Raw genomic sequence first — 10,456 nt, 5'->3', positions numbered from 1 at the left:
GTCCAGTTGATCACCACGCTCACCCGGGCCGGATCCGCCCCACCGGCGACGACCAGGTCACGCAGCGAGGGCGCGGCCACCGCGACCCGGTCCGCGCAGCGGTACGCGCGGGCCATGGCCGCGGCGGTCCGCGCCGCCCACCGCCCCGCCTCGGCGCCGGCCGGCCCGTCCTCCGTCCAGACGTCCTGCACGTGCAGCACCGTCGGCAGCCGCCCCAGCAGGCGGAGCAGTCCCGCGGTGGCGAAGGCGGCCGCCGGCGTCTGGTGGACGTAGAGGGCGTCGACATCGGCGAGGAACCCCCGGCCGACGAGCGTGGCGCTACCTGCGAAGGAGAGGCGGGCGGCCATCCGGGCACCGACCGACCCGTCACCCGCGGAGTACCGGGGAACCCGACGCACGATCAGCCGCTCGCTGCGCGTCTCGTGCCGCCAGCGCTGCCGCCAGCCCGGGTAGACGTGCCCGCCGGGATAGTCGGGGAATCCGGTCAGCACCCGCACCTCGTGCCCCCGGACAGCCAGTTCCTCGGCCAGGCTGCCGGGGATGAACGCCGGCTCGGGCGGAAAGTGGTACGCCAGGATGCCGATCCTCACCGGCGTACCTCCGTCCGATCCGGACGGATCGGCGCGGCAGCGTGACGTGCACCCGCCGGGCCCGCGTACGATGCGGTCAACCCCTCCGCGTCCGGCCGCCGGCCGACCACCGTGCTGCTGTCTGGCGCGACCGCATCGACGAGAGGGACCCAGATGGCCGACCGCGTGCTGTTCGTCTGCCACGCCAACCTGTGCCGATCTCCGATGGCCGAGCACCTCGCCCGCCGGCTGCTGGCGGGGCAGCGGGTCGTGGTGTCCAGCGCCGGCACCGACGCCGTCGACGGGCTGCCGATGCACCCGTACGCCGCGGAGGTGGTAGCTGGGACAGGCGCGGACCCGACTGAGTTCCGCAGCCGGGAGTTGCTCCGGGAGCACCTGCTCGGGGCGACCCTGGTGCTGACCGCCACCCGGCGCCAGCGCTCGGTGTGCACCGCGCTGGCGCCGGCGGCGCTGCACCGGACGTTCACCCTGCGCCAGTTCGGCCGGCTGGCCGCGGCGGCCGAGCCGGCGCCCGAGCCGGCGGCGGATCCGCTGCGGGCCGCGATCGAGGCGGCGGCCCGCGCCCGGGGGCGGCTGCAACCTGCCGCCCCCGACGCCGACGACCTGCTGGACCCGATCGGCGGGACCGTCGCCGACTTCCGACGCTGCGCCGAGGAGATCGAACGGTCGACGCGACCCCTCGCGGCGCTCATCGGGGCAGCCGGGTGAGTTCCTGCGTCCGGTCGCTGACGCCGCGCGCACCCGCGTGCTCCGCGTGCCGGGCCGTGGTGGCCCGGTCGTTGGGCACGGACGGCGTCTCGGCCGCGGCCGCCACCCGGTAGGCCTCGTACTGGTACGCCTCGGCCTTGGCGACCTTGGCCATGTTCAGCACGCAGCCGAGCAGCCGCACCGAGACCGAGTGCAGGGCCCGGGCCGCGGTGGCCACCTGCGACCGGGAGGTGCGACCCTGCTGGGTGACCAGCAGTGCGCCGTCGGCCTGCACGGCCACCACCACGCCGTCGGTGACGGCGAGCAGCGGCGCGGTGTCGATGATGACGATGTCGGCCGATTCGCGCAGCGCCAGCAGCAGGTCGGCCATGGCCTTGGAGCCGAGCAGCTCGCTGGGGTTCGGCGGCGCCGAGCCGCTGGGCAGCACGAGCAGGGACTTGTCGCCCCACCGCTGCACCACGTCGCCGACCTGGACGTCGCCGACCAGCACGTCGGTCAGCCCGATGCCGGCGTCGAGGCCCAGGTACTCGTCGACCTTCGGCCGGCGCAGGTCGGCGTCGACCAGCAGCACCCGCCAGCCGGCCTCGGCGAGGGCGATGGCCAGGTTGCAGGAGAGCGTCGTCTTCCCCTCGCCCTGCAGCGCGCTGGTGACGGCGATGACCCGGGCAGGCTCGTTCACGTCGACGAAACGCAGGTTGGTTCGCAGCTTGCGGACCGCCTCGGCCCGCGCCGAGTTCGCCGCGTCGCCGACGATCAGCGGTGACCCCTTGGCCGTGTTCTCGTACGGGATCTCGCCGAGCAGCGGGCTGCCGGTGGTGCGCTGCAGGCCGGCGGCGTCCCGCAGCCGGACGTCCGCCAGGCCACGGGCGATCGCCAGCGCCACACCGAGGAGCAGCCCCAGCAGCGCGCCGAGGGTGAAGTTGCGGACCGGCTGCGGGGAGACCGGGCTGGAACTGACCCGCGGCCCGCTCACAACCTCGATCTTGATGGGCCCGGCCCTGCCGTCCGGCGTCGTCTCGACCTTCTGCACGAGCTCGACGAACCTCGTCGAGAGCACCTCGGTGACCTTCAGCGCCCGGGTCTGGTCGGTGTCGGTCACGGACGCGCGCAGCAGGACGGTGCCGGCCTCGGTGGAGGTGCTGACCCGACGCTGGACCTCGTCGGCGGTGAGCCCGATAGCGCTGTCGGCCACCACGCTCTGCGCCAGGCGGTCGCTGGTCAGCAGCTCCGCGTACGACTTGACGCGTTGCTGCAGGAAGAGGCCACCCTGGTAGGCGTCGGTGACCCCCTGGGTCGGGGTGGTGACGAAGAAGGTCACCGAGGCGACGTACCGGGGCTGGGCCCGGACGGTGATGAACGCGGTGACGCCGAGCACGACCATGAGCGTGAGGAGCACGAGCCACCAGTGCCGGCGCACGTGGTGGAGTTGGCGGTACAGGTCCATCAGGCGTGCCTCCGTACCAGGCCGGTAACGCCAAAGAACTTCACGAAAAACCCCCAAGGTCGACTAATCTCGTGAAACCATTAAAGCGGCTCATACGGCTTATGTCCGGAGTTATGTATTTTCCCCGGGTGCGGTATGCGCTCGAATACCAACCCGACAAACGGGCGGGAGGCGTCGCCGGTCGCGCGACAATGCCGGGCCAATGCGACCGGCGACAGCAAGCCGTGCCGGAAACCTCGGTGTGGGGTATCTCCCCCGCGCCGGATTTCACGGGTCACGGCGGCGATGGATAGGGTCGGAAGCGGTGTGCCGGGAAGTCTGGTCGGCAGCTGATCCGTGCTGCCCCGAAACCGAGGTGGACCTCGCGCATGACCGACCGCACCCCGCGTCCCGACCGCCCCCGCATCTTCTCGCGTACCTCCTGGCCGGAGGCCCGGTTCCTGGCCGACGTGCTGCGCACCGAGACCGTCGGCGGCGGGCTGCTGCTGCTCGGCGCGGTGATCGCCCTGGTCTGGGCGAACTCGCCGTGGGAGGCGTCGTACACCGCGCTCGGGAAATGGGTTCCCTGGGCCGGCGGGGAGGCGCTGCACCTCGACCTGAGCCTGGCCAAGTGGTCCGGCGACGGCCTGCTGGCGATCTTCTTCTTCGTCGTGGGGCTGGAGCTCAAACGGGAGTTCGTGGCCGGCGAGCTGCGTGACCCGCGGCGGGCGGCCCTGCCGGTGGTGGCCGCGCTCGGCGGCATGGCGCTGCCCGCCCTGATCTACGTGGGGGTGAACCTGGCCGCGGGCGGCGACGGCCTGCGCGGTTGGGCGATCCCCACCGCCACCGACATCGCCTTCGCGCTGGCCGTGCTGGCCGTCATCGGTTGCTACCTGCCGCAGGGCCTGCGGGCGTTCCTGCTCACCCTCGCGGTGGTCGACGACCTGTTCGCCATCACCATCATCGCGATCTTCTACACCGACGACTTCAGCCCGCTGCCGCTGCTCGGCGCGCTGGTGCCGATCGCGCTCTTCGCGCTGCTGGTGCAGCGCCGGCGGACCTGGTGGTGGGCGCTCATTCCGCTCGCGGTGCTCGCGTGGACGCTGGTGCACGCCTCCGGCGTGCACGCCACCGTGGCAGGCGTCCTGCTCGGCTTCACCGTGCCCGTGCTGCGCAGCCGCGACGGCGACACGCACGGGCTGGCCGAACACCTCGAGCACCGCTGGCGGCCCATCTCGGCCGGATTCGCCGTGCCGGTCTTCGCGTTCTTCGCCGCCGGCGTCTCGCTGCGCGGCGCCGATCTGGGCGCGGTGGTCACCGACCCCATCGTGATCGGCATCGTCGCCGGCCTGGTGATCGGCAAGGCCGTCGGCATCTTCGGCTCGACCTTCCTGCTGGCCCGTTTCACCCGCGCCGAACTGGACCAGGACATCACCTGGTCGGACCTGCTCGGGGTGGCGCTGCTGGCCGGCATCGGCTTCACCGTCTCGCTGCTGATCGGCGAACTCGCCTTCGGCACCGGCACCGCGGCCGACGGCAACGTCAAGGCGGCGGTGCTGAGCGGCTCGTTGATCTCGGCGCTGCTCGCCACGGTCGTGCTGGTCCGGCGCAACGCCGCGTACCGGCGGATCGCCCAGGCGGAGCAGGTCGACGCCAACCGCGACGGCGTGCCGGACGTCTACCAGCACCGCAAGGGCTGAGCCACCGGAGCACCGGCGCCACGAAGATCCGACGGAACCGGCGCTGACGTGGCGGGACGACCGGCCGGAGGCGGTCCCGGCGGCCGGACACGCTCCGCCGCCGGCCGGTCCGGGTCGGCGTGACGGCCGGTCCGGGTCGCCGGCCGGTCAGCGGCGCTCGGCCCGCCAGCGCTCCTCCTGCTCGTCGGCGAGCGCGTCGCTCACCGGCTCCATGAGGTCGTCAGCCGGCACAGCCACCTCCTCGGCCCGGTCCTGCTCGTCGGCGCGGCCGCCGGGCGGGGGCTCGGGAGCGGTGGCGCCGCCGGCGAACCCGTACTCGTTCGGCTCGTCGTGCTTGCTCATGTGGTTATCCTCCCGCTTTTTCCGGCTTTGCCTCCTACCGCCAACGGTAGGTGGTGATGGTGGTGCCCGCAGGGCGGCGCAGATAGTCGGCCCACCCCCGCCCCGGGGCCGGTGACCGGCGACCGCGACGACCGGGAGGTGGTTGCCGCGGCGCAGGATCTCCTCCACCCGCTGGCGTTACCCGGCCGGCGGGCTGGTGCTCGGCACCCTCAGCCGAGCTCTGCCAACGCCTCCAGGATCAACCAGAGCCCGCAGCCGGCGAAGAGCACCGCCGCGCCGTACCGGATGGTCTTCTCCGGCAACCGACGGCCGAGCATCCGGCCGACCAGAATGGCCAGCGCGTCGGCGGCGACCATGCCGACGGTGGAACCCAGCCAGGTGCCGAACCAGCCGTACCGGGTGGCCAGGGTGATGGTGGCGAGCATGGTCTTGTCGCCCAGCTCGGCCAGGAAGAACGCGACCGAGACCGCCACGATCGCCGACCTGCTGCTCTTCTCGGCCTTGCGCCGCTCCGCGTCGGTGAGGGAGTCCCCGCGCAGGGTCCATGCCCCGAAGCCGAGGAACGCCAGGCCGGCGACGAGTGAGATCCACCCGGTCGGGAGGGCGGCGCCGAGGCCGTACCCGATCGCCACCGACACCAGGTGCACCACGGCGGTGGCCACGGTGATGCCGACCAGCACCGGCAGCGGCTTGAAGCGGGTGGCGAAGGTGAGGGCCATCAGCTGGGACTTGTCGCCCAACTCGGCGACGAAGATGACGCCGAAGCTGACCACCAGCGCGACGAGGAAACCTTCCATGACATCCTTCCGGATCAGGCCGGGAGGAGGTGCGGGGCGCCCTCGACCCGGCTGCACAGCCTGGGTCGAAGGTCTCGCCCGCCTCGGACACCGAGGCCGCGTGGCCGGATGCGGAACGCACCAGTGTGTCGACCACGACATTGGGGGCTACTCCCCTTCGCGTCGCTCAGCCTAGCCGATCATCGGCAGGGCCCGCCGCCACGGGTGAGCCTGTTCACCCGTGGCGGCGGTCCTGACACGGCGCGCCGCCCCGCGCCCTGCAGCGTGCAGTGCCCGCAGGTGTCCGCGGCGTGCCCTGCCCTGCAGAAGTTCGGGGTGGCGCTTGCGGCGCTCGTTGAATCGCCATCCGCGGTGCAGGGGGCACGGGGGTGCGGCTCAGTCCGCCCGGGCAAGGGTGACGCCGAACAAACCGTCGGGATCGGTCCAGAAGTCGGGCACGGCGAAGCCGGCCGCCCGCAGCTCCGCGGCGATCCCCTCCGGGCGGAACTTGGCGGACACCTCCGTGCGCAGCTCCTCCCCCGCGTCGAACCCGACGTCCAGGCCGAGCACGCGGACCCGGACCGGCCACCGCGCGCGCAGCCGCATCTCGATCCACTCCCGGTCCGGGTCCCAGAGCGCGACGTGGGCGAACGCCTCCGGGTCGAAGTCGGCGCCGAGCTCGCGGTTGATCACCCGCAGCACGTTGCGGTTGAACTCGGCGGTGACCCCGGCCGCGTCGTCGTACGCCGGCACGATCACCGCTGGATCCTTGACCAGGTCGGTACCGATGAGCAGCCAGTCCCCCGCCTCCAGCGCGGCCCGCATGGCGGCCAGGAACTCCGCCCGCTCGGCCGGCAGCAGGTTGCCGATGGTCCCGCCGAGGAAGATCACGAGCCGCCGACCACCGGCGGGCAGCCGGTCGAGGTGCCGGGTGAAGTCGCCCACGATGCCACGCACCCGCAGCCCGGGGTAGTCGGCGGCGATTTCGGCGGTGGACTGCCGCAGCGCGCTGACCGACACGTCCAGCGGCACGAAGGTGCCCAGACCGCCGTGACGGGTGAACGCGTCCAGCAGCAGCCGGGTCTTCTCCGACGAGCCCGCGCCGAGCTCGATCAGAGTCTTGGCCCCGGTCACCTCGGCGATGGTGTCGGCCCGTTCGGCCAGCACGGCCCGTTCGGCTCGGGTCGGGTAGTACTCGGGCAGCCGGGTGATCTGCTCGAAGAGCTCGCTGCCCCGGGCGTCGTAGAACCACTTCGGGGGCAGCCACCGGGGCTGGGCGGTCAGGCCGGTGCGCACGTCGTCGCGCAGGCTGCGGCTCAGGTCCTGTTCCTCAAGGTGGATCTCCAACGGCTCCGCGCTCATGTCTTCCCCTTCCGCTCGGGTGAACGTCCCTGTCGGCCGGTGGTCACACCTCTGCCAGAGCACGCACGCGCACCCCGGTCGCGGTGGCCTCCACCAACTGCCCGTCCGGCACCGCCTGCCAGCCGGGGTCGTCGTCGTGCGGTTCGGACGCCAGCAGTACCGACGCCGGCGTGCCGCGGATCGACAGCGCGTGCCCGGCCACGCTGCCCACCACGGTGCGCCCGTCGGTGAGCAGCAGGTTGAGCCGGGAACCGGGGGCCGCCGCGGCGACCGCCGTGACGGTCTCGGCGACCGCGCGGGCCGGTTTGATCCCGGCGCGCAGCCGGTGCCGGACCAGCGCCCAGAGCAGTGCCGAGTCGGTCGACGCGTCGAGGGTGAGCAGGTCCCGCACCGGCAGGGTGGCGGCGAGCGGGACCATCGAGTCGGGCCAACCGCGCACCACGCCGTTGTGGCTGAACAGCCACCGCCCCTCGGCGAACGGGGCGGCAGCGGAGTCGAGCACCGCCATGCCGACCGTGGCCGAGCGGACGGCGGCCAGCACCGCGCCGGCCGAGGTGACCGCGGCCAGTTGCGCGATGGTGGGATCGCTCCAGATGGGCTGGGCCCGCCGGTAGCGCACCGGGTCGCCGTCGCCGGGGTACCAGCCGACGCCGAAGCCGTCGGCGTTGATCGTCCCGCCGCCGCGCATGTCGCGGGGCGCCCAGGACTGGCGCAGCAGGGAGTACGGCGGGTCGAACAGCAGCTCCCGCAGGGTCACCGGGGGGCCCAGGTACGCCAGGTGGCGGCACATCAGGCGGCACCGCCGGGCAGCCTGGTGGCGTCCGCCTTCGGTGCCCTCACCGGTGCGCCTCCTCGGGCGAGGCGTCGCGGGCGCAGCGGAAGCCGCTGAAGATCTGCCGCCGGATCGGGTAGTCCCAGTTACGGAAGGTGCCCCGGCAGGCGACCTGGTCGGTGCCGAACGACCCGCCCCGCAGCACCAGATAGTCGTCGCCGAAGAAGACCTCGGAGTATTCGCGGTATGGGAACGCGGCGAAGCCGGGGTGGCCCCGGAAGGTGGTTCCGGTCCACTCCCAGACGTCGCCGATGAGCTGGTGCACCCCGAGCGGCGAGGCACCAGCCGGGTAGGCCCCCACCGGGGCCGGCCACAGGTGCCGCTGACCCAGGTTCGCGTGCGCCGAGGTGGGCTCGTCGTCGCCCCACGGGTAGCGGCGGGACCGGCCGGTGGCCGGGTCCCAGCGGGCCGCCTTCTCCCACTCCGCCTCGGTGGGCAGTCGCTTGCCGGCCCACGCGGCGTACGCCTGCGCCTCGTACCAGCAGACGTGCACCACCGGCTCGTCGTCGCGCACCGGGGACCACCGCCCGAAGCGCCGGTACGCCCAGCCGTCGCCGTCGCGGCGCCAGTGCATCGGCGCGGTCAGCCCGGCCTCGCCGCGGTGCCGCCAGCCTGCCGGGCTCCACCAGCGCGGGTCGTCGTAGCCGCCGTCGGCGATGAACTGCCGGTAGGCGCCGTTGGTGACCGGCGCGGCGTCGATCACGTACGCCGGCAGCTCGACGCGGTGCGCGGGGCGCTCGTTGTCCAGCGCCCACGGGTCGGTGTCGGTGCCCATGGTGAACTCGCCGGCCGGCACCAGCACCTCCCCGGCGACCCGCGCCCGGGGCTCGGGCGGCGGCGGGGCGTGCAGCACCGCCGGGCCGGCACGCAGCTGGTGGGTGGCGAGCATGGTCTCGTCGTGCTGCTGCTCGTGTTGCACGATCATGCCGAAGGCGAACCCGTCGGCGACCAGCGGCCGGTCGGTGAAGGCGACCCGGTCGAGCAGGTCGTACACCTTGTCGCGGACGGTGGTCAGGTAGGCGCGGGCCTCGTCCGGGGGCAGCAGCGGCAGCGTCGGGCGGTCCCTACGGGGCTGCTTGAACGCGTCGTACAGGTCGTCGATGTCCTGCCGGACGGGCGGGCGACCGCCCACGTCACGGACCAGCCAGAGCTCCTCCTGGTTGCCGACGTGGGCGAGGTCCCAGACCAGCGGGGACATCAGCGGGGAGTGCTGCCGCATCAGGTCCGCGTCGTCGACGGCCTCGGTCAGCAGCGCGGTGCGGGCACGGGTGCGCGCCAACTCCACGGCGATCCGGCCGCGCAGCCGCTCCGCGCCGGTACGGTCGATGGTCACTCCGGTCACCGGTGTCCCCTCTCCGCGGCGGCCCGCCGCCGCCGTACGCCTCGCTGGATGTCGTGGTGCAGGGCGGCCGGCAGGTCGAGCCGGGGCAGGGCCGCCAGGGCCAGGTCGAGCAGCTGCGCGGCGGTGGCGGCCAGCCCGGGGTCGCGCAGCCCGTGCCGGGCGGCGGCGCGCCAGCGGTGCGCCACCGGCCCGGCGACCTCGCGGGCCGCGCGGAGCGTGCCGGGCTCGGCCAGCAGGGCGGCCAGCACCGCCAGCGGAACCGCCCAGTCCGGGCCGGGTTGCGCGTCGAGGTAGCGCACCTCCAGGTAGCCGCGCGGCCGCACCGGCGGGAAGAGCGTGCTCACGTGGTAGTCGAGGTCGTCGGTGGTGGGTGGCCGGGACAGCGCCCCGTCGACCCAGTCGGCGAAGGTGACCCCGGGCGGCGGCGTCCAGTCGGGGCCGGCGTCGCGCAGGCAGAGCAGCGGCGCGGTGAGCACGTAGTGGGTCCAGGCGGCCACCGGGTCCGCGTCGGCCCGCTCCGGGGTCCACACCGGCCGGGTCCGCGCGGGGTCGATGCCGAACCAGGCCGCCATCCGGGCGGACGCCCACCCGGTGGCGCGGCCGGCGTGCCGGTCGGCGGTGGCGAACGCCGCCAACAGCGGCGGGCCGAGCGCGTGTACCGCCGCCCAGCGGGCGCCCAGCTGGGCGGGCTCGCCGGCGTCCAGGCAGACCTGCAGGCCGGCGGTGCTGTACATCATCGTGCGCCCGGCCGTCCCCCGCTGGTCGAAGACGTGGCGCATCGCGCGGTAGCGGGGGGTCTCGATCACCGGCAGGGGCGGCCGGTGGGGGTCGATGCCGGAGTCGCCGAGGATCAGGCCGGCGGCGGCCAACAGGCCGGCGACCTGGGCGATGTCGGCGTTCGTGGCGTGGATGAGCGCGGCGATCGAGGATCGCGGCGGGGTGGAGATCTCCAGTTGGCCGCCCGGCTCCACGGTCACCGTGCCGCCGTGGCGCAGCTGCTGGGCGGGACCGGTCGGGTCGAGGGTGGGCGGGCTGTGCCGCCCCAGCGCCGCCCGGAGCCGCTCACCGTCGATGGGACGGGCGGGATCGGCGGCGTCGTGCACCGTCCATTCCAGTTCGACACCGGTGTACGTCGGCGGGCCGGTCTTGAAACAGATTCGGGCGAGGTGGTGGGCGGCCGCCCCGGATTCCCGCAGGATGGTCGTCCGCTCCAGGTCCGGCGACGTCACCACAGGAGGTGCCTCCTTCACCGCGCCGACTTCCGGTCCGTGCCACCGTAACGCCACCCACCGTCATCGGTGGGGGCGTCCGCGGTTCCACCGGTTTCTGTCTAGCAGACGAATTTCACGTATCCAGCGGTAACGGGCGGGCGGCTCAGCCC

The 10,456-nt window shown here is 73.6% G+C and carries 10 protein-coding genes; 2 read left to right on the top strand and 8 right to left on the bottom strand.

Annotated elements, in window-relative coordinates:
- A partial coding sequence (locus tag C1I99_RS23860; RefSeq protein WP_146604035.1) for a glycosyltransferase occupies positions 1 to 590 on the bottom strand: 590 nt, incomplete at its 3' end.
- 153 nt (positions 591 to 743) lie between these two features.
- Between C1I99_RS23860 and C1I99_RS23855 the strand changes: the two genes are divergently transcribed.
- Positions 744 to 1,298, top strand: a complete 555-nt coding sequence (locus C1I99_RS23855) for an arsenate reductase/protein-tyrosine-phosphatase family protein (RefSeq protein ID WP_111136446.1) — start codon at positions 744 to 746, stop codon at positions 1,296 to 1,298.
- On the opposite strand, the gene C1I99_RS23850 is transcribed toward C1I99_RS23855, so the two are convergent.
- Positions 1,279 to 2,742 (bottom strand): tyrosine-protein kinase domain-containing protein, encoded by a 1,464-nt coding sequence (locus C1I99_RS23850; RefSeq protein ID WP_111136445.1) that lies wholly within the window; start codon positions 2,740 to 2,742, stop codon positions 1,279 to 1,281. The two genes, C1I99_RS23855 and C1I99_RS23850, sit on opposite strands and share 20 nt — an antisense overlap.
- A 368-nt stretch (positions 2,743 to 3,110) precedes the next feature.
- Between C1I99_RS23850 and nhaA the strand changes: the two genes are divergently transcribed.
- The gene (nhaA, locus tag C1I99_RS23845; protein ID WP_111136444.1) at positions 3,111 to 4,421 is read left to right on the top strand and encodes a Na+/H+ antiporter NhaA; all 1,311 of its coding nucleotides are present in this window, start codon (positions 3,111 to 3,113) and stop codon (positions 4,419 to 4,421) included.
- Between the two features lie 147 nt (positions 4,422 to 4,568).
- On the opposite strand, the gene C1I99_RS23840 is transcribed toward nhaA, so the two are convergent.
- The 6 genes from C1I99_RS23840 to egtA form a co-directional block, all read right to left on the bottom strand.
- On the bottom strand, positions 4,569 to 4,763 hold the full coding sequence (locus tag C1I99_RS23840; RefSeq protein ID WP_111136443.1) for a hypothetical protein: 195 nt from the start codon (positions 4,761 to 4,763) through the stop codon (positions 4,569 to 4,571).
- A 209-nt stretch (positions 4,764 to 4,972) separates the two neighbouring features.
- Positions 4,973 to 5,560, bottom strand: coding sequence for a TMEM165/GDT1 family protein (locus C1I99_RS23835; protein ID WP_111136442.1), 588 nt, complete (start codon positions 5,558 to 5,560; stop codon positions 4,973 to 4,975).
- 375 nt (positions 5,561 to 5,935) lie between these two features.
- Positions 5,936 to 6,901: an L-histidine N(alpha)-methyltransferase gene (egtD, locus tag C1I99_RS23830; RefSeq protein ID WP_111136441.1), complete on the bottom strand. Its 966-nt coding sequence runs from the start codon at positions 6,899 to 6,901 to the stop codon at positions 5,936 to 5,938.
- 43 nt (positions 6,902 to 6,944) lie between these two features.
- Complete coding sequence (gene egtC / locus C1I99_RS23825) at positions 6,945 to 7,691, bottom strand: ergothioneine biosynthesis protein EgtC (protein ID WP_111136440.1); 747 nt, start codon at positions 7,689 to 7,691, stop codon at positions 6,945 to 6,947.
- 46 nt (positions 7,692 to 7,737) lie between these two features.
- Entirely contained in the window at positions 7,738 to 9,066 is a 1,329-nt protein-coding gene (gene egtB / locus C1I99_RS23820; protein WP_111136439.1) for an ergothioneine biosynthesis protein EgtB, read from the bottom strand.
- 5 nt (positions 9,067 to 9,071) lie between these two features.
- Positions 9,072 to 10,307 (bottom strand): ergothioneine biosynthesis glutamate--cysteine ligase EgtA, encoded by a 1,236-nt coding sequence (gene egtA, locus C1I99_RS23815; RefSeq protein WP_111136438.1) that lies wholly within the window; start codon positions 10,305 to 10,307, stop codon positions 9,072 to 9,074.
- Positions 10,308 to 10,456 lie beyond the last annotated feature (149 nt).

Source organism: Micromonospora deserti, assembly GCF_003236335.1.
Taxonomy (GTDB): Bacteria; Actinomycetota; Actinomycetes; order Mycobacteriales; family Micromonosporaceae; genus Micromonospora; species Micromonospora deserti.
The sequence above is the reverse complement of the archived record's forward strand: the minus strand, read 5'-3'. Positions and strand labels throughout refer to the sequence as shown.